Source organism: Citrobacter sp. RHBSTW-01013, from assembly GCF_013781985.1.
Taxonomy (GTDB): Bacteria; Pseudomonadota; Gammaproteobacteria; order Enterobacterales; family Enterobacteriaceae; genus Citrobacter; species Citrobacter braakii.
The window spans coordinates 1,674,241-1,691,997 of sequence record NZ_CP056185.1; the positions used below are offsets into that span (position 1 = coordinate 1,674,241).

A 17,757-nucleotide genomic window follows, 5' to 3' on the forward strand; every position below is an offset into this window, starting at 1 on the left:
TGTTCCTTAAATCTGTGCTGACCAGGTCTCGCAGTATGCCTGGCGGCGAGATTATGGCACACTTGCCCGGTTAACTCTCGTTCTCAAACAGGTGCGAAAGACGTGAAAATCCTCGTTGATGAAAATATGCCCTATGCCCGCGAACTGTTCAGTCGTTTGGGGGAGGTCAAAGCGGTTCCCGGTCGCCCGATTCCCGTTGCCGAACTGGATGATGCGGATGCCTTAATGGTGCGCTCGGTGACGAAAGTAAATGAATCACTGCTTAGCGGAAAACCGGTTCAATTTGTCGGCACGGCAACCGCAGGCACGGACCATGTGGATGAAGCCTGGCTTGCGCAGTCGAAGATCGGCTTTTCCGCAGCGCCCGGCTGTAACGCGATTGCGGTCGTAGAATATGTTTTTTCAGCGTTGCTGATGCTGGCGGAGCGCGACGGGTTTGCGTTACGCGATCGTACCGTAGGCATCGTAGGCGTGGGCAATGTGGGCGGACGTTTGCAGGCACGTCTGGAAGCACTGGGGATCCGCACGCTGCTGTGCGATCCGCCGCGAGCCGATCGCGGTGACGAGGGAGATTTCCGCTCGCTGGACGAACTGGTAGAGCAAGCCGATGTGTTGACTTTCCATACGCCGCTGTTTAAAGACGGACCGTACAAAACGCTGCACCTGGCAGATGATGCGCTGATTAGCCGGCTGAAGCCGGGCACCATTGTGATCAACGCCTGCCGCGGGCCGGTCATCGACAATACGGCATTGCTGAACCGATTGAATGCCGGGCAGTCGCTGAGCGTCGTGCTGGATGTCTGGGAAGGGGAGCCGGATCTCAATGTGGCATTGCTGGAGAAAGCCGATATCGGCACGGCGCACATTGCCGGGTATACCCTGGAAGGAAAAGCGCGCGGCACCACGCAGGTCTTTGAGGCTTTTAGCAAGTTTATTGGTCGCGAACAACACGTTGCGCTCAATACCCTGTTACCTGCGCCGGAATTTGGTCGTATCACTCTGCATGGCCCGTTAGATCAGCCAACGCTGAAAAGGCTGGTGCATTTAGTGTATGATGTGCGCCGCGATGATGCGCCGCTGCGTAAAGTCGCTGGAATTCCGGGTGAGTTTGATAAGCTGCGTAAAAATTATCTTGAGCGCCGTGAATGGTCGTCTTTATACGTGATGTGTGACGACGCAACGGCTGCTGCCTTGCTGTGTAAGCTGGGTTTTAACGCTGTTTATCACCCGGCACATTAATGTCTTCTTAATGCTCCCTGTCGAATAATGCGACAGGGACGCTTACGTATTTCTGGAGTAAATCACCATGTCTGAAGGCTGGAATATTGCCATTCTGGGCGCAACGGGCGCCGTAGGCGAAGCCCTGCTCGATACGCTGGCTGAACGCCAGTTCCCGGTCGGTGAAATTTATGCGCTGGCGCGTAATGAAAGCGCGGGTGAGCATCTGCGTTTTAACGGTAAATCGGTTCTTGTTCAGGACGTTGTAGACTTTGACTGGACGCAGGCGCAACTGGCATTTTTTGTTGCGGGCGCTGAAGCCACCGCCGCATGGGTGGAAGAAGCGACCAATGCCGGTTGCCTGGTTATCGACAGCAGTGGCCTGTTCGCGCTTGAGCCGGACGTTCCGCTGGTGGTTCCGGACGTTAACCCGTTCGTACTGGCGGATTACCGCAACCGCAATGTGATTGCGGTCCCTTCCAGCCTGACCAGCCAACTGCTGTCTGCGCTGAAGCCGCTAATTGATGACGGCGGGCTGTCACGTATTACGGTGACCAATATTATTTCCGCTTCCGCTCACGGTAAAAAAGCCGTAGATGCGCTTGCCGGACAGAGCGCGAAACTACTGAACGGCATCCCGATTGACGATGACGATTTCTTTGGCCGTCAGCTGGCGTTCAACATGCTGCCGATGCTGCCGGATCGCGAAGGTAGCGTGCGCGAAGAGCGCCGTATCGTCGATGAAGTGCGCAAAATTATGCAGGACGACGGGCTGCTTATCTCCGCCAGCATCGTGCAGTCGCCGGTATTTTATGGCCACGCACAGATGGTGAATTTTGAAGCTCTGCGTCCGTTGGCGGCGGAAGAAGCGCGCGATGCGTTTTCACGCGGTGAAGACGTAGTGTTGTCAGAAGAGACCTATATCCCGACGCAGGTTGGCGATGCGTCAGGTACTCCGCACCTTTCAGTTGGCTGTGTGCATAACGATTACGGGATGCCGGAACAGGTTCAGTTCTGGTCTGTGGCAGACAACGTACGCTTTGGCGGTGCGTTGATGGCGGTAAAAATTGCGGAAAAACTGGTGCAGGAGTACCTGTACTAATGTCTGACCTGCAACAGCCGTCAACCCATAAAATTGCGCTGGGCATTGAGTATGACGGCAGCAAATATTATGGCTGGCAGCGCCAGAACGAAGTGCGTAGCGTTCAGGAAAAACTGGAAAAAGCGCTCTCTCAGGTGGCGAATGAACGCATCACTGTCTTTTGTGCGGGACGCACGGATGCGGGCGTTCATGGCACAGGGCAGGTCGTGCACTTTGAAACGACTGCCCAGCGTAAAGATGCAGCCTGGACACTGGGGGTAAATGCGAATTTACCTTGTGACATCGCTGTGCGCTGGGTGAAAGCTGTACCCGATGATTTTCATGCCCGATTTAGCGCCACGGCTCGCCGTTATCGCTACATCATCTACAATCATCGGTTGCGCCCTGCGGTTTTAGGTAAAGGGGTAACCCATTACTATGAACCGCTGGACGCTGAGCGTATGCATCGTGCGGCCCAGTGTTTGATTGGCGAAAATGATTTTACCTCGTTTCGGGCGGTGCAGTGTCAGTCGCGCACACCGTGGCGTAACGTGATGCACATTAACGTTGAACGTTTTGGTGCATATGTGGTGGTGGATATTAAAGCGAATGCCTTTGTACATCATATGGTCAGGAATATTGTCGGCAGCCTGATGGAAGTAGGCGCCAACAACCAGCCGGAGAGCTGGATAGCAGAACTGCTAGCGGCGAAGGACAGAACGCTGGCAGCGGCAACGGCGAAAGCGGAAGGACTGTATCTGGTTGCAGTAGATTACCCGGAACGGTTCGACCTGCCAAAACCGCCTATGGGCCCGCTATTTCTGGCGGACTAATTTGAGTCGTATAAAGGCAAAACTATGGACCTGATTTACTTTCTTATCGATTTTATCCTGCACATTGATGTGCATCTGGCGGAGCTGGTTGCGGAATACGGTATCTGGGTATACGCGATTCTGTTTCTGATCCTGTTCTGCGAAACCGGGCTGGTGGTGACGCCGTTCCTGCCGGGAGACTCGCTGCTGTTTGTCGCTGGCGCGCTTTCTGCGCTGCCAACTAACGATCTCAATGTTCATCTGATGGTGATGTTGATGATTGTGGCGGCGATTATCGGCGATGCGGTGAACTACACGATTGGCCGTTTGTTCGGTGAAAAACTCTTCAGTAACCCGAACTCTAAAATTTTCCGTCGCAGTTACCTGGATAAAACCCATGCGTTCTACGAGCGTCATGGCGGCAAAACGATTATCCTCGCGCGTTTCGTACCTATCGTGCGTACATTTGCACCGTTTGTTGCCGGTATGGGACACATGTCCTACCGTCATTTTGCGATGTATAACGTCGCAGGCGCGCTGCTGTGGGTATTGCTGTTCACCTATGCAGGCTATCTGTTCGGCGATCTGCCGATCGTTCAGGAAAACCTGAAATTACTGATTGTGGCGATCATCGTCCTTTCCGTATTGCCAGGCATAATTGAAGTGATTCGCCATAAACGCGCTGCGTCACGGGCTGCAAAATAGAAAGTAACTCAGCGGTTCGACCACTTTTTTATCCAAAGTTTCGGGCTGTTATGTTTTAATGTGCAACATTCATGGTCTGTTAGGGGCAAAAATGGCATTATGCGCCCCTTATAACAAAGCTGACTAGGGTTCAGGCAGAAAGGTCACCAATGAGCTGGATTGAACGAATTAAAAGCAACATTACTCCCACCCGCAAGGCAAGCATTCCTGAAGGGGTGTGGACCAAGTGTGATAGCTGCGGTCAGGTTTTATACCGTGCTGAGCTGGAACGTAATCTTGAGGTCTGTCCGAAGTGTGACCATCATATGCGCATGTCGGCGCGCAATCGCCTGCATAGCCTGTTAGATGAAGGTTCTCTTGTGGAACTGGGTAGCGAGCTTGAGCCGAAAGATGTGCTGAAGTTTCGTGACTCCAAAAAGTACAAAGACAGACTGGCTTCTGCGCAGAAAGAAACTGGCGAGAAAGATGCGCTGGTGGTAATGAAAGGCACGCTGCACGGTATGCCGGTCGTTGCTGCTGCATTCGAGTTCGCGTTTATGGGCGGCTCCATGGGCTCTGTGGTCGGCGCGCGTTTTGTCCGTGCCGTTGAGCAGGCGCTGGAAGATAACTGTCCGCTGATCTGCTTCTCCGCTTCTGGCGGGGCGCGTATGCAGGAAGCGCTGATGTCTCTGATGCAGATGGCGAAAACCTCTGCTGCGCTGGCGAAAATGCAGGAACGCGGTTTACCGTATATTTCTGTACTGACCGATCCAACAATGGGCGGTGTTTCTGCTAGCTTCGCGATGCTGGGCGATCTCAACATTGCAGAACCGAAAGCACTGATCGGCTTTGCTGGTCCGCGTGTTATCGAGCAAACCGTACGTGAGAAACTGCCGCCGGGATTCCAGCGTAGCGAGTTCCTGATTGAAAAAGGCGCTATCGATATGATCGTCCGCCGTCCGGAAATGCGCCTGAAACTGGCAAGCATTCTGGCGAAGCTGATGAATCTTCCTACGCCGAATCCGGATGAGCCGCGTGAAGGCGAGGTGGTACCTCCGGTTCCCGATCAGGAATCAGAGGCCTGATAGTTTACTCTATGGGTTTCGGGTTGCAGGCAGGCGATAAGAGAGTTGATCCCGATGAGCTTACACAGGTAAGTGATTCGGGTGAGCGAGCACAGCCAACGCATCTGCAACGTGAAAAACAACGTGTAAAAAAGGGCAGGCCGGTTGGTGCTGCCCTTTTGCTTTTCTCAACGTAAAGAATCTACAGCCATCATGGACAATAAACGTATTCCTCAAGCCGCGTCGCCCCTGGCATCGTGGCTTTCTTATCTGGAAAACCTGCACAGTAAAACCATCGATCTCGGCCTGGAACGCGTAAGTCAGGTGGCGCGCAAACTGGGTGTGTTGAAACCCGCGCCATTTGTTTTTACGGTGGCGGGAACCAACGGGAAAGGCACAACCTGCCGTACGCTGGAATCTGTGCTGACCGCAGCAGGTTATAAAGTTGGCGTTTACAGTTCGCCGCATCTGGTGCGCTACACGGAACGCGTACGCGTGCAGGGACGTGAACTGCCGGAATCAGCGCATACCGCCTCGTTTGCTGAGATTGAAGATGCGCGTGGCGACATTTCCCTGACCTACTTTGAATACGGTACCTTATCGGCGCTCTGGTTGTTTAAACAGGCCCAACTGGATGTCGTCATCCTGGAAGTTGGGTTAGGCGGTCGCCTTGACGCGACCAATATCGTGGATGCCGATGTTGCGGTGGTTACCAGCATTGCGCTTGACCATACTGACTGGCTGGGCCCGGATCGCGAAAGCATTGGTCGTGAGAAGGCGGGAATTTTCCGTGCAGAGAAACCGGCTATCGTTGGCGAGCCGGAAATGCCTTACACCATTGCCGATGTTGCGCAAGAGAGCGGGGCGATTTTGCAACGCTGCGGCGTGGACTGGCGCTATGCGGTCACGGAGAACGACTGGTCCTTTACGGACGATCACGGTACGTTGGCACACCTGCCGTTGCCGCAGGTCCCACAACCTAACGCCGCTACCGCACTGGCAGCACTGCGCGCAAGCGGGCTTAACGTCAGCGAGCAGGCCATTCGTGACGGTATTGAACAGGCGATTTTACCGGGGCGCTTCCAGATTGTGAGCGAGTCGCCGCGGGTGATTTTTGATGTTGCCCATAACCCGCATGCGGCGGAGTATCTGACCGGCCGTCTGAAAAAATTAGTGAAAAGCGGGCGTGTACTTGCGGTTATCGGTATGCTACATGATAAAGATATTGCCGGTACGTTAGCCTGGTTAAAAAGCGTGGTTGACGCCTGGTACTGTGCGCCCCTGGAAGGGCCGCGTGGGGCTACTGCAGAACAACTGCTGGAGCATCTGGGCAAAGGCTACGCCTATGACAGCGTGGCGCAGGCATGGTCTGCGGCGCTAGCTGAGGCGAAGCCAGAAGATACCGTGTTGGTGTGTGGATCGTTTCACACTGTCGCACATGTCATGGAAGTGATAGACGTGGGGAGAAGCGGTGGCGAGTAAGTTTCAGAATCGATTAGTCGGCACAATTGTGCTGGTCGCGCTGGGGGTGATTGTGCTCCCCGGGCTGCTTGACGGGCAGAAAAAGCATTATCAGGATGAGTTTGCGGCGATCCCGCTGGTGCCGAAACCCGGCGATCGCGATGAACCAGACATGATGCCTGCAGCAACGCAGGCGCTGCCGACGCAGCCGCCGGAAGGGGCGGCAGAAGAGGTGCGCGCGGGCGATGCTGCCGCGCCATCGTTGGATCCGTCACGTTTGACGACGGCAAACAGCGCGGAGTTAGATCCTGTCCCCGCGCCTGTTGAACAGCCGAAACCCAAACCGAAGCCGCAGCCGGTTGCCGTCGCTCCGACGCCAGCACCGGCTCCAGCGCCGAAACCGGTCGCTGTGGAACCGCCAGCTCCGACCGGCAAAGCGTACGTTGTACAGCTCGGTGCGCTGAAAAATGCGGATAAGGTCAATGAGATCGTGGGTAAACTTCGTGGCGCGGGCTTCCGGGTATATACTTCCCCGTCAACGCCGGTGCAGGGTAAAATAACCCGTATTCTCGTAGGACCTGACGCCTCCAAAGATAAGCTGAAGAACTCGCTGGGCGAGCTGCAGAAGATCTCCGGTCTGAGTGGCGTAGTGATGGGGTATACCCCTAATTAAGGGATTGCGCTGTTCACGGCGCTGCTCTTAATTCAGGCCGGATAGGGTGTTTTTACCGCTATCCGGCAGTGCCCGAAGAGGCATAAAACGGTATGGCGTTTAAGATTTTTTCAGCGCCATTTTTATTTACGCGTGGAAAGGAAATCCCTACGCAAACGTTTTCTTTTTCTGTTAGAATGCGCCCCGAACAGGACGACAGGGCGTTAAATCGTGGGACACTTATGGTCTGGATTGATTACGCCATTATCGCGGTGATTGGTTTTTCCTGTCTGGTTAGCCTGATCCGTGGCTTTGTTCGTGAAGCATTATCGTTGGTGACTTGGGGTTGTGCTTTCTTTGTCGCCAGCCATTACTACACTTACCTGTCTGTCTGGTTTACGGGCTTTGAAGACGAACTCGTTCGAAATGGGATTGCTATCGCGATACTGTTTATCGCGACACTTATCGTCGGCGCTATCGTTAACTTTGTGATAGGCCAACTGGTAGAGAAAACAGGCCTGTCGGGTACCGACAGGGTGTTGGGGATCTGCTTTGGTGCTCTGCGAGGAGCGCTGATCGTCGCCGCCATACTGTTCTTTCTCGATACCTTTACCGGTCTGTCGAAAAGTGAAGACTGGAGCAAGTCGCAGCTGATCCCGCAGTTCAGTTTCATCATCAGATGGTTCTTTGACTATCTGCAAAGCTCGTCAAGTTTCTTGCCCAAAGTATAAACTTTGGGTTGTTGCTGAACGAGGAAAAGACGTATGTGCGGTATTGTCGGTATCGCCGGTGTTATGCCGGTAAACCAGTCGATTTATGACGCGTTAACGGTGCTCCAGCATCGTGGTCAGGATGCCGCAGGCATCATCACCATTGATGCCAACAACTGCTTCCGCTTGCGTAAAGCAAACGGAATGGTGAGCGATATTTTTGAAGCGCGCCATATGCAGCGTTTGCAGGGCAATATGGGCATCGGTCATGTGCGTTACCCAACGGCTGGCAGCTCCAGCGCCTCCGAAGCTCAACCTTTTTACGTCAACTCACCGTATGGCATCACGCTTGCCCATAATGGCAACCTGACCAATGCGCATGAGCTGCGTAAAAAGCTGTTTGAAGAAAAGCGCCGCCACATCAATACCACTTCAGACTCTGAAATTTTGCTGAATATTTTCGCCAGCGAGCTGGATAACTTCCGCCATTATCCGCTGGAAGCCGATAATATTTTTGCTGCTATTGCGGCAACCAACCGCCAGATCCGCGGCGCCTATGCCTGCGTGGCGATGATTATCGGCCACGGTATGGTTGCCTTCCGCGATCCTAACGGTATCCGTCCGCTGGTACTGGGTAAACGCGATATCGGGGATGGTCGTACCGAGTATATGGTAGCCTCCGAGAGCGTGGCGCTGGATACGCTGGGCTTTGAATTCCTGCGCGATGTTGCACCTGGCGAAGCGGTGTATATCACCGAAAAAGGTCAGCTGTTTACTCGCCAGTGTGCCGATAACCCGGTCAGCAATCCGTGCCTGTTTGAATACGTTTACTTCGCACGTCCTGACTCCTTTATCGACAAGATTTCCGTTTACAGCGCCCGTGTAAATATGGGTACCAAGCTTGGCGAAAAAATTGCTCGTGAGTGGGAAGATCTGGACATTGACGTGGTGATCCCGATTCCGGAAACCTCCTGCGATATCGCGCTGGAAATTGCCCGTATTCTCGGTAAGCCGTACCGTCAGGGTTTTGTGAAAAACCGCTACGTGGGACGTACCTTTATCATGCCCGGCCAGCAGCTGCGCCGTAAATCCGTGCGCCGTAAGCTGAACGCCAACCGTGCGGAATTCCGTGATAAAAACGTGCTGCTGGTGGATGACTCCATCGTGCGCGGTACCACCTCGGAACAGATTATCGAGATGGCGCGTGAAGCCGGAGCGAAGAAAGTGTATCTGGCCTCTGCGGCCCCGGAAATTCGCTTCCCGAACGTTTATGGTATCGATATGCCTACGGCGACGGAGCTGATTGCTCATGGTCGCGAAGTGGACGAGATTCGCCAGATAATCGGTGCAGACGGTCTTATCTTCCAGGATCTGAACGATCTGATTGAAGCGGTCCGCGCTGAGAACCCGGATATTCAGCAGTTTGAATGTTCAGTGTTTAACGGCGTGTACGTCACCAAAGACGTCGACCAGCAATATCTCGATTTCCTTGACTCCCTGCGTAATGACGATGCCAAAGCAATTTTGCGTCAGAACGAAGCGGAAAACCTCGAGATGCATAACGAAGGGTAATGTTCTGTTGCAGGTCAGGACACATAGAGTGGACTGACTTGCAACTGCGCATAAAAACCTGCAAAGTCAGCCCTGAAGCAAGTAAGGGCGAAAAAATGAAACGACTCATTGTAGGGATTAGCGGTGCCAGTGGCGCGATTTATGGCGTGCGCCTGCTGCAGGTTTTGCGTGACGTTACTGATGTGGAAACCCATCTGGTGATGAGTGCTGCTGCCCGACAGACGCTGGCGCTGGAAACAGACCTCTCTGTACGCGACGTGCAGGCACTGGCGAATGTAAATCACGATACGCGCGATATCGCCGCCAGTATCTCTTCCGGCTCTTTTCAGACCGCCGGAATGGTAATATTACCTTGTTCAATCAAAACGCTTTCAGGCATCGTCCACAGTTACACCGATGGGCTGCTTACCCGTGCGGCAGACGTGGTGTTGAAAGAACGCCGCCCACTGGTGCTGTGCGTGCGTGAAACGCCGCTGCATCTGGGGCATCTGCGGCTGATGACGCAGGCGGCAGAAATTGGCGCGGTGATTATGCCGCCAGTCCCGGCATTCTATCATCGCCCACAAACGCTAGATGATGTGATTAATCAAACGGTTAACCGCGTACTCGACCAGTTTGATATCTCCCTTCCACAGGATCTGTTCACCCGCTGGCAAGGGGCGTAAAACCGTTCCATCAGCGTGCAAAGAAACATCCATTGCCCTGTTTCAGGGCAATTTTGTAACCGCGATCATATCCTCAACATTTAATTCGTTAAAACTCAACGAAACGCTGCGGTTCAACCGTCAGACCTGCTATCTTCAAAATCAGGACATTATTGCAACGTTTTATTAACATATTTAACGTCGAATATCCTCATCGACGCGAAAATGGCATAAGACCTGCATGAAAAAGTCTGCAAACACACAACACAACGTAAAACATAATAAAATTACGCCACTTGAGGGTTATGTATGAAGAAGACGGTTCTGGCTTTGTCTTTGCTGGTAGGACTCTCCGCCACCGCGGCCAGCTACGCAGCACTTCCGCAGACGGTTCGTATTGGTACAGATACAACGTACGCACCTTTTTCCTCTAAAGATGCCAAAGGCGACTTTGTCGGCTTTGATATCGATCTGGGAAATGAGATGTGTAAGCGCATGCAGATCAAATGTACCTGGGTAGCCAGCGACTTTGACGCGCTGATCCCGTCGCTGAAAGCGAAAAAGATTGATGCCATCATCTCCTCGCTTTCAATTACTGAGAAGCGTCAGCAAGAGATTGCGTTCTCAGACAAGCTTTACGCAGCAGACTCACGTCTGATCGCCGCGAAAGGTTCCCCAATTCAACCGACTCTTGATTCCCTCAAAGGTAAACATGTTGGCGTACTGCAAGGCTCGACTCAGGAAGCCTATGCTAATGACAACTGGCGCAGCAAAGGCGTAGATGTGGTGGCCTATGCGAACCAGGACCTTATCTATTCTGACCTGACAGCGGGTCGTCTGGACGCGGCGTTGCAGGATGAAGTCGCGGCCAGCGAAGGCTTCCTGAAGCAGCCTGCCGGTAAGGACTACGCCTTTGCTGGTCCGTCGGTGAAAGATAAAAAATACTTTGGTGACGGCACCGGGATTGGCTTGCGCAAAGATGATGCAGAGCTGAAAGCTGCTTTCGATAAAGCGCTGGGCGAACTGCGCAAAGACGGCACCTACGACAAAATGGCGAGCAAGTATTTTAACTTCAATGTCTACGGCGATTAATACGCCGCAGCGGGGAATGGACTGCACCATTGCGGGTAACCATTACGGTGCATAATAAATTCAGTGCACTGTTTTGGTGCTTTTGTCGCTGTCTTAATAAGCATGAGTGCATACTTAAGCGCTTTTCATGCAAATAAATACCGTCGACAGGGTAGAATGCTTTGCCTTGTCGGCCCGATTAATGGCACGATAACTGCACCTGGTCCTGTAAAGATCCCCTATAAAAGACAGTCTGTTGAGGATAGTTATGAAAAAACTGGTGTTGTCTCTTTCTCTGGTCCTGGCTTTCTCCAGTGCTACCGCAGCATTTGCAGCCATTCCGCAAAAAATTCGTATCGGTACCGATCCTACTTATGCGCCGTTCGAATCGAAAAATGCACAGGGTGAATTAGTCGGTTTTGATATCGATCTGGCTAAAGAGCTGTGCAAACGTATCAATACACAATGTACCTTCGTGGAAAACCCGCTGGACGCGCTTATCCCTTCGTTAAAAGCGAAGAAAATCGATGCGATTATGTCCTCGCTTTCCATCACTGAAAAACGTCAGCAGGAAATCGCCTTTACCGACAAGCTTTATGCAGCCGACTCGCGTCTGGTTGTCGCTAAAGATTCTGCTATTCAGCCAACCATTGAGTCGCTGAAAGGTAAACGTGTTGGCGTGCTGCAGGGCACGACTCAGGAAACCTTCGGCAACGAGCACTGGGCGCCAAAAGGCATTGAAATTGTCTCTTATCAGGGGCAAGACAATATCTATTCTGACCTGACTGCCGGGCGTATTGATGCTGCTTTCCAGGATGAAGTCGCAGCCAGCGAAGGCTTCCTGAAACAGCCGGTCGGTAAAGATTACAAATTCGGCGGCCCATCTGTAAAAGATGAGAAGTTATTCGGTGTGGGTACCGGTATGGGGCTGCGCAAAGATGATAACGAACTGCGCGAAGCACTGAACAAAGCCTTTGCCGAGATGCGAGCTGACGGTACTTACGAGAAGCTGGCGAAAAAGTACTTCGATTTTGATGTTTATGGCGGTTAATCACCGCAGGTGCTGATAAAGCCCGTAGATTTTTGACGTGTTGAATTTATGCCTGATGGCGCTGTGCGTATCCGGTCTACAGTGATTTTGTAGGCCGGATAAGGCAAAGCCGCCATCCCGCATTTAACAGTTTGTCTGAAATCAAAAGAGGCTTATTACTCCACCACACACGACAGGACAGGCAGCATGTTGTATGGCTTTTCAGGTGTTATTTTACAGGGCGCAATTGTTACGCTGGAGCTGGCACTTAGCTCGGTGGTACTGGCGGTTCTGATAGGCCTTGTCGGCGCGGCAGCAAAGCTGTCGCAAAGCCGGGCGCTGGCGCTTATTTTCGAAGGGTACACAACGCTTATCCGCGGCGTGCCCGATCTGGTCTTAATGTTGCTCATCTTTTACGGATTACAAATCGCGCTGAATACCCTTACCGATGCAATTGGTATCAGCCAGATTGATATCGATCCGATGGTCGCGGGTATTATTACGCTCGGGTTTATCTACGGAGCCTATTTTACCGAAACATTTCGTGGCGCATTTATGGCCGTGCCAAAAGGACATATTGAAGCTGCGACGGCATTCGGTTTTACCAGTTCACAAATATTTCGCCGCATTATGTTCCCGGCGATGATGCGCTATGCCTTACCGGGAATTGGCAACAACTGGCAGGTCATTCTTAAGGCCACGGCGCTGGTATCGTTGCTCGGCCTGGAAGACGTGGTGAAAGCCACTCAGCTTGCCGGAAAAAGTACCTGGGAGCCGTTCTATTTTGCCGTAGTGTGCGGGGTCATCTATCTGGTGTTTACCACTGTTTCTAATGGTGTGCTGCTGTACCTTGAGCGCCGCTATTCCGTGGGTGTAAAGAGGGCTGACCTGTGATTGAGATTATTCAGGAATACTGGAAGTCCCTGCTGTGGACCGACGGGTATCGCTACACCGGCGTGGCTATCACCCTGTGGCTTCTGATTTCATCGGTGGTGATGGGCGGGATACTGGCGCTGTTTTTGGCAATTGGTCGTGTTTCCAGTAATAAATTTATCCAGTTTCCCATCTGGCTGTTCACCTATATTTTTCGTGGGACGCCGCTGTACGTCCAGTTGCTGGTGTTTTATTCCGGGATGTATACGCTGGAGATAGTCAAAGGCACGGACTTCCTCAACGCGTTTTTCCGCAGTGGGCTAAATTGCACCGTGCTGGCGCTGACGCTGAATACCTGCGCCTATACCACGGAGATTTTCGCCGGGGCTATTCGTTCCGTACCCCATGGTGAGATTGAAGCCGCGCGCGCTTACGGTTTCTCGTCATTTAAACTGTATCGCTGCATTATTTTGCCTTCCGCGCTGCGTATTGCGCTGCCGGCTTACAGCAATGAAGTTATTTTAATGCTGCACTCCACGGCGCTGGCATTTACCGCAACGGTGCCTGATTTGTTGAAAATCGCCCGCGATATCAACTCGGCAACGTATCAGCCGTTTACCGCCTTCGGTATTGCCGCTGTTCTGTATTTGATTATTTCGTATGTCCTGATCAGTCTGTTCCGTAAAGCGGAAAAACGCTGGTTGCAGCATGTATCCTCTAAATGATTCGAGTAACACGATGTCTGAAAATAAATTAAACGTTATCGATTTACATAAGCACTACGGCGAACATGAAGTGCTGAAAGGGGTATCGCTGCAGGCCAATGCGGGTGATGTTATCAGTATTATTGGCTCGTCAGGTTCCGGTAAAAGTACCTTCCTGCGCTGCATTAACTTTCTCGAGAAACCGAGCGCCGGGTCGATTGTCGTCAGTGGTCAGAACATTGGTCTGGTACGCGACAAAGACGGCCAGCTTAAGGTTGCAGACAAAAATCAGCTGCGCTTGCTGCGCACGCGACTGACGATGGTCTTTCAGCACTTTAATCTGTGGAGCCACATGACGGTGCTGGAAAACGTGATGGAAGCGCCGATCCAGGTATTGGGGCTGAGCAAGCAGGAAGCTCGCGAACGTGCGGTGAAGTATCTGGCGAAAGTGGGTATTGATGAGCGCGCTCAGGGCAAATATCCGGTGCATCTGTCCGGTGGTCAGCAGCAGCGTGTCTCCATTGCTCGTGCGCTGGCGATGGAACCGGAAGTGTTACTGTTTGATGAACCCACGTCGGCGCTTGACCCGGAGTTGGTGGGCGAAGTGCTGCGCATTATGCAACAACTGGCCGAAGAGGGAAAAACCATGGTGGTCGTGACCCACGAAATGGGGTTTGCCCGTCATGTCTCTACGCACGTGATTTTCCTGCATCAGGGGAAGATTGAAGAAGAGGGCGATCCGGAGCAGGTATTTGGTAATCCGCAAAGCCCGCGTTTGCAGCAGTTCCTCAAAGGTTCGTTGAAGTAAGTCACCTGCCCGGAGGCGCTACGCTTTCCGGGCCTGGGATTTTAGCGCGTCGCACTCCAGACGATAAACCCAGTCGTCGTAGGCGATACCATCAATCTCATACGCCTTTTCCAGCACCTGCGTACGCACGAACCCCGTTTTTTCCAGAATCCGTATTGAGCCCTTATTATCCGCCAGTGCGTAAGCATTTATCGCCGTGACCGCCGCGTGCTCGAAGGCGTACTGGCACACCGCGCGTACGGCTTCGCTGGCAATACCTTTCCCCTGCGCCTGTGGCAAGATGGCGTAGCCGAGGTCGGCTTCATGCGGGTAGAGATGGCTGATTTGCAGACCAATATCGCCGAGCGGCGTCGGGTTGTTGTGCTCGCGGATGACAAAAGTGTGCTGTGCGGCAAGGCGTCTGGCGAATAACAGACGCGTATCTTTCACCGGGGCGATGTTGCCCATATAGCGCATGACTTCAGGACATTCACGTAGCTTCTGGAAAAATGACCAGTCAGAAAACTGAAACAAAGAGAGGGTAAGTCGGGGAGTCGAAATTATCGCCATAACGTCGCCATTGCAGAAATCTGGCCTATAACCTTACCACCACAATGGCGACCGTGAATAGCGCTTAGGGGTTATCGGATGACATCCGCCAGCGCTTCTTCTAAATCGTACCAGCGAAACGCGAAACCGGACGCTTCCAGGCGTTTTGGCAACGCTCGCTGTCCGCCGAGAACCAGCACTGAAGATTCGCCCATCAGCAACCGCATTGCGGTGGCGGGAACGCGCAGAATGGCAGGGCGGTTCAGGGCGTGGCCCAGCGCGTGGGCAAACTGCTCATTGTGCACCGGGTACGGTGAAACCATGTTGAAGGGACCGCGCAGATCGTTATCCAGCAGCCAGAGAATTCCGTTGACCATATCATCAATATGGATCCAGGCCATATACTGGCGTCCGTTGCCAATTGGTCCGCCTAAGCCAAGACGAAACGGCGGGACCATTTTCGCCAGAATGCCGCCAGCAGAGGCCAGTACCACGCCGGTGCGCAGCATACACACGCGGGTTTTGTCGCTTTGCGCGGTGCTGGCAATTTGCTCCCAGCGGGCGCACAGCTTATGGGTAAATTCGTTATGCGGCGGCTCTTCTTCTGTGACCACCACTTCGCCTAAATCGCCGTAGTAACCGGTAGCGGAACCGGAAATTAGCACTGCGGGCGGTGTCTCGCTGGCATTGATTAAATCGACCAGCTTCTGCGTGATGACCCAGCGGCTCTGACACAGGCGTTCCTTTTGCTGGGCACTCCAGCGCTTGTCCGCAATCGGCTCTCCGGCAAGGTTAATGACGGCATCAATGTCATTGAGATTTTGCCGCTCTTCCAGCCCTTTGGACAGCGTAACCCGGGAGTCGAGAATCTGACGCGCCTTATCTGGAGAACGGGTCACTACGGTTATCTGATGCCCCAGTTCCAGCAAGCGGGGGATCAGATGACGTCCAATCAGGCCAGTACCGCCGGTAATCAGAATCTGCATGTCGCCTCCCGGGTTATGTTTAGCGCTGCCAGCTCAGCGTCATAGAGACTGAGTCGGCGTAACGTAATGCGTGAAGTTTATCTATCTCTACTTGAGCATAAGTGACCCAGTGATGTTCGCGTGCGATATCGAGCACATCTTGAGTTAATTTTTCTAACAATGAGAAGCGGTTACCCTCCACGTGGGCAATGATGCTCTTGGTGATAGTGCGATAATTCAGCGCGTCGATGATATCTTCGCTGGTACGGGCTTTGTCTGCCGGATAGTGAATGGCAATGTTGATGACGATATCCTGGCGGTTAAGGATCTCCTCTTCTTTGATGCCGATAAAAGTGCGCAGACGAAGGTTTTTTATACGAATAATTGCGTCAGGTTGTGACATTGCAGGTTTCCTCCATGTATGAACCTTTGCATGATACACGAGAACCGAATCGCGTCACTGCTTCTCACTTTGTGCTTGTTGCATGGCGCGTTCCGTTGCGGGACGCGTACGGATGCGTTCATGCCAGTTATTGACCGCCGGGTAGTTGTCGAGGTCGATGCGCTGACGCTGATGGGCGTGGATCCACGGCCAGCAGGCAATGTCGGCAATGCTGTAGTGATCGCCTCCCAGCCAGGGGGACGTTTCCAGACGTTTATTCATCACGTTGTACAGGCGCTGGGTTTCAACCTGGTATCTTTCAATGGCGTAGGGAATCGTTTGTGGTGCGTAGTGGCTAAAATGATGATTCTGACCGAGCATGGGTCCGAGGCCGCTGACCTGCCAGAACAGCCACTGCAGCGTAGTGTGGCGTTCACGTAACTCACCGCTCAGCAGCTTACCGCTCTTTTCTGCCAGATAGAGTAATATTTCTCCGGACTCAAACAGGCTGATGGGCTTTCCGCCGTCTACCGGGGCACTGTCGATAATGGCCGGGATTTTATTGTTTGGTGAGATTTGCAGAAAATCAGGGTGAAACTGGCTACCTTTGCTGATATCGACATGAATCAGACGGTATTGCAGCTGCGCCTCTTCAAGAAACAGCGTGATTTTGTGACCGTTTGGCGATGGAGTGTAATAGAGATCGATCATTTTCAGCGTCCGTTTTGTCATGAACCGGGTCATAACAAGTATAGAGCCTGTTGGCGTGCGTGAGTTTTCATCAAGTGACAGTGAGAGAAAGACTCTATATTTTGAAGGCAAGCCAATACATTTCAGAGGACATTATGAGCAAATCTGCAATTACGCTGTGGTCAGATGCCAATTTTTTCTCCCCTTACGTACTGTCTGTTTATGTCGCTCTGCAAGAGAAAGGACTGCCTTTTACGCTGAAAACCGTTGATCTCAACAGCGGCGAACACTTGCAACCTTCATGGCAAGGGTATGCGTTAACGCGGCGCGTGCCGGTGCTTGAAATCGACGGTTTCGAGCTGAGCGAATCATCAGCGATAACTGAGTTCCTGGAAGAGAGCTTTGCACCACCGCAGTGGGAGCGTATCTACCCACACGATGTGCAAAAGCGCGCGCGGGCGCGCCAGGTTCAGGCGTGGATCCGCAGCGATCTGATGCCTATCCGTGAAGAACGCTCAACGGACGTAGTTTTTGCTGGCGTGAAGAAAGGTCCGTTAAGCGAAGCGGGAAAAGTCAGTGCGGAGAAATTGTTCGCCACTGCGAGCCATTTATTGAGCCACGGGAAGCAGAATTTATTTGGCGAATGGTGTATTGCCGACTGCGATTTAGCGCTAATGCTGAATCGTCTGGTCCTTAACGGCGATGAGGTTCCCGAAGCGCTTGCAGAATATGCCGCCTTCCAGTGGCAGCGCGCTTCAGTCCAGCGTTTTATCGCGCTTTCAGCGAAGCGTTCCTGCTGAAAAACGGG

Annotated in this window: 20 protein-coding genes; 16 read left to right on the plus strand and 4 right to left on the minus strand. The window is 52.8% G+C overall.

The window, feature by feature from the left end:
* Positions 1–102 precede the first annotated feature (102 nt).
* The 15 genes from pdxB to hisP all read left to right on the plus strand — a co-directional run bounded on the left by pdxB (position 103) and on the right by hisP (position 14,384).
* Positions 103–1,239: a 4-phosphoerythronate dehydrogenase PdxB gene (gene pdxB / locus HV350_RS08170; RefSeq protein WP_016153863.1), complete on the plus strand. Its 1,137-nt coding sequence runs from the start codon at positions 103–105 to the stop codon at positions 1,237–1,239.
* A 67-nt stretch (positions 1,240–1,306) separates the two neighbouring features.
* A complete protein-coding gene (locus tag HV350_RS08175; RefSeq protein ID WP_131405184.1) occupies positions 1,307–2,320 on the plus strand; it encodes an aspartate-semialdehyde dehydrogenase in 1,014 nt (337 codons plus the stop codon).
* The gene (gene truA / locus HV350_RS08180; protein WP_181630218.1) at positions 2,320–3,132 is read left to right on the plus strand and encodes a tRNA pseudouridine(38-40) synthase TruA; all 813 of its coding nucleotides are present in this window, start codon (positions 2,320–2,322) and stop codon (positions 3,130–3,132) included. Before HV350_RS08175 ends, truA begins: the two co-directional genes overlap by 1 nt.
* 24 nt (positions 3,133–3,156) lie before the next feature.
* Positions 3,157–3,816 carry a DedA family protein gene (locus HV350_RS08185; RefSeq protein ID WP_016153860.1) on the plus strand — a complete coding sequence of 220 codons (660 nt, stop codon included), beginning with the start codon at positions 3,157–3,159 and terminating at the stop codon, positions 3,814–3,816.
* Positions 3,817–3,965: 149 nt separating this feature from the next.
* Positions 3,966–4,880 carry an acetyl-CoA carboxylase, carboxyltransferase subunit beta gene (gene accD / locus HV350_RS08190; protein ID WP_016153859.1) on the plus strand — a complete coding sequence of 305 codons (915 nt, stop codon included), beginning with the start codon at positions 3,966–3,968 and terminating at the stop codon, positions 4,878–4,880.
* A gap of 192 nt (positions 4,881–5,072) precedes the next feature.
* Complete coding sequence (folC, locus tag HV350_RS08195; protein WP_047500877.1) at positions 5,073–6,341, plus strand: bifunctional tetrahydrofolate synthase/dihydrofolate synthase; 1,269 nt, start codon at positions 5,073–5,075, stop codon at positions 6,339–6,341.
* Positions 6,331–6,993, plus strand: coding sequence for a cell division protein DedD (gene dedD / locus HV350_RS08200; RefSeq protein WP_181630220.1), 663 nt, complete (start codon positions 6,331–6,333; stop codon positions 6,991–6,993). Before folC ends, dedD begins: the two co-directional genes overlap by 11 nt.
* A gap of 221 nt (positions 6,994–7,214) precedes the next feature.
* The gene (gene cvpA / locus HV350_RS08205; protein WP_005129678.1) at positions 7,215–7,703 is read left to right on the plus strand and encodes a colicin V production protein; all 489 of its coding nucleotides are present in this window, start codon (positions 7,215–7,217) and stop codon (positions 7,701–7,703) included.
* A 33-nt stretch (positions 7,704–7,736) separates the two neighbouring features.
* Positions 7,737–9,254 carry an amidophosphoribosyltransferase gene (purF, locus tag HV350_RS08210; RefSeq protein ID WP_005129677.1) on the plus strand — a complete coding sequence of 506 codons (1,518 nt, stop codon included), beginning with the start codon at positions 7,737–7,739 and terminating at the stop codon, positions 9,252–9,254.
* A gap of 95 nt (positions 9,255–9,349) precedes the next feature.
* Complete coding sequence (locus HV350_RS08215; RefSeq protein ID WP_019077299.1) at positions 9,350–9,919, plus strand: UbiX family flavin prenyltransferase; 570 nt, start codon at positions 9,350–9,352, stop codon at positions 9,917–9,919.
* A 288-nt stretch (positions 9,920–10,207) separates the two neighbouring features.
* Positions 10,208–10,990 carry a lysine/arginine/ornithine ABC transporter substrate-binding protein ArgT gene (argT, locus tag HV350_RS08220; RefSeq protein WP_006683634.1) on the plus strand — a complete coding sequence of 261 codons (783 nt, stop codon included), beginning with the start codon at positions 10,208–10,210 and terminating at the stop codon, positions 10,988–10,990.
* Between the two features lie 247 nt (positions 10,991–11,237).
* A complete protein-coding gene (hisJ, locus tag HV350_RS08225) occupies positions 11,238–12,020 on the plus strand; it encodes a histidine ABC transporter substrate-binding protein HisJ (protein WP_003028120.1) in 783 nt (260 codons plus the stop codon).
* Between the two features lie 186 nt (positions 12,021–12,206).
* The gene (locus tag HV350_RS08230) at positions 12,207–12,893 is read left to right on the plus strand and encodes a histidine ABC transporter permease HisQ (protein ID WP_016153853.1); all 687 of its coding nucleotides are present in this window, start codon (positions 12,207–12,209) and stop codon (positions 12,891–12,893) included.
* The gene (gene hisM / locus HV350_RS08235; RefSeq protein WP_003028116.1) at positions 12,890–13,597 is read left to right on the plus strand and encodes a histidine ABC transporter permease HisM; all 708 of its coding nucleotides are present in this window, start codon (positions 12,890–12,892) and stop codon (positions 13,595–13,597) included. Before HV350_RS08230 ends, hisM begins: the two co-directional genes overlap by 4 nt.
* 13 nt (positions 13,598–13,610) lie before the next feature.
* Entirely contained in the window at positions 13,611–14,384 is a 774-nt protein-coding gene (gene hisP, locus HV350_RS08240) for a histidine ABC transporter ATP-binding protein HisP (RefSeq protein ID WP_043017062.1), read from the plus strand.
* Positions 14,385–14,402: 18 nt separating this feature from the next.
* On the opposite strand, the gene HV350_RS08245 is transcribed toward hisP, so the two are convergent.
* The 4 genes from HV350_RS08245 to yfcG form a co-directional block, all read right to left on the minus strand.
* Positions 14,403–14,933, minus strand: a complete 531-nt coding sequence (locus HV350_RS08245) for a GNAT family N-acetyltransferase (protein WP_072050783.1) — start codon at positions 14,931–14,933, stop codon at positions 14,403–14,405.
* 71 nt (positions 14,934–15,004) lie between these two features.
* Complete coding sequence (locus HV350_RS08250; protein ID WP_016153850.1) at positions 15,005–15,898, minus strand: TIGR01777 family oxidoreductase; 894 nt, start codon at positions 15,896–15,898, stop codon at positions 15,005–15,007.
* A 19-nt stretch (positions 15,899–15,917) separates the two neighbouring features.
* Entirely contained in the window at positions 15,918–16,280 is a 363-nt protein-coding gene (folX, locus tag HV350_RS08255) for a dihydroneopterin triphosphate 2'-epimerase (protein ID WP_181630222.1), read from the minus strand.
* Positions 16,281–16,334: 54 nt separating this feature from the next.
* Positions 16,335–16,970, minus strand: coding sequence for a GSH-dependent disulfide bond oxidoreductase (gene yfcG, locus HV350_RS08260; RefSeq protein ID WP_181630224.1), 636 nt, complete (start codon positions 16,968–16,970; stop codon positions 16,335–16,337).
* Positions 16,971–17,104: 134 nt separating this feature from the next.
* Between yfcG and yfcF the strand changes: the two genes are divergently transcribed.
* The gene (gene yfcF / locus HV350_RS08265) at positions 17,105–17,749 is read left to right on the plus strand and encodes a glutathione transferase (protein ID WP_016153847.1); all 645 of its coding nucleotides are present in this window, start codon (positions 17,105–17,107) and stop codon (positions 17,747–17,749) included.
* Positions 17,750–17,757: the final 8 nt, after the last annotated feature.

Bases quoted from the DNA above. Each gene is read 5' to 3' on its own strand.
- HV350_RS08245 (WP_072050783.1), bottom strand. From the start codon at position 14,933: ATGGCGATAATTTCGACTCCCCGACTTACCCTCTCTTTGTTTCAGTTT.
- HV350_RS08250 (WP_016153850.1), bottom strand. From the start codon at position 15,898: ATGCAGATTCTGATTACCGGCGGTACTGGCCTGATTGGACGTCATCTG.
- folC (WP_047500877.1), top strand. From the start codon at position 5,073: ATGGACAATAAACGTATTCCTCAAGCCGCGTCGCCCCTGGCATCGTGG.
- hisJ (WP_003028120.1), top strand. From the start codon at position 11,238: ATGAAAAAACTGGTGTTGTCTCTTTCTCTGGTCCTGGCTTTCTCCAGT.
- accD (WP_016153859.1), top strand. From the start codon at position 3,966: ATGAGCTGGATTGAACGAATTAAAAGCAACATTACTCCCACCCGCAAG.
- cvpA (WP_005129678.1), top strand. From the start codon at position 7,215: ATGGTCTGGATTGATTACGCCATTATCGCGGTGATTGGTTTTTCCTGT.
- yfcF (WP_016153847.1), top strand. From the start codon at position 17,105: ATGAGCAAATCTGCAATTACGCTGTGGTCAGATGCCAATTTTTTCTCC.
- HV350_RS08185 (WP_016153860.1), top strand. From the start codon at position 3,157: ATGGACCTGATTTACTTTCTTATCGATTTTATCCTGCACATTGATGTG.
- truA (WP_181630218.1), top strand. From the start codon at position 2,320: ATGTCTGACCTGCAACAGCCGTCAACCCATAAAATTGCGCTGGGCATT.
- purF (WP_005129677.1), top strand. From the start codon at position 7,737: ATGTGCGGTATTGTCGGTATCGCCGGTGTTATGCCGGTAAACCAGTCG.
- HV350_RS08215 (WP_019077299.1), top strand. From the start codon at position 9,350: ATGAAACGACTCATTGTAGGGATTAGCGGTGCCAGTGGCGCGATTTAT.
- HV350_RS08230 (WP_016153853.1), top strand. From the start codon at position 12,207: ATGTTGTATGGCTTTTCAGGTGTTATTTTACAGGGCGCAATTGTTACG.
- argT (WP_006683634.1), top strand. From the start codon at position 10,208: ATGAAGAAGACGGTTCTGGCTTTGTCTTTGCTGGTAGGACTCTCCGCC.
- yfcG (WP_181630224.1), bottom strand. From the start codon at position 16,970: ATGATCGATCTCTATTACACTCCATCGCCAAACGGTCACAAAATCACG.
- hisP (WP_043017062.1), top strand. From the start codon at position 13,611: ATGTCTGAAAATAAATTAAACGTTATCGATTTACATAAGCACTACGGC.
- HV350_RS08175 (WP_131405184.1), top strand. From the start codon at position 1,307: ATGTCTGAAGGCTGGAATATTGCCATTCTGGGCGCAACGGGCGCCGTA.
- folX (WP_181630222.1), bottom strand. From the start codon at position 16,280: ATGTCACAACCTGACGCAATTATTCGTATAAAAAACCTTCGTCTGCGC.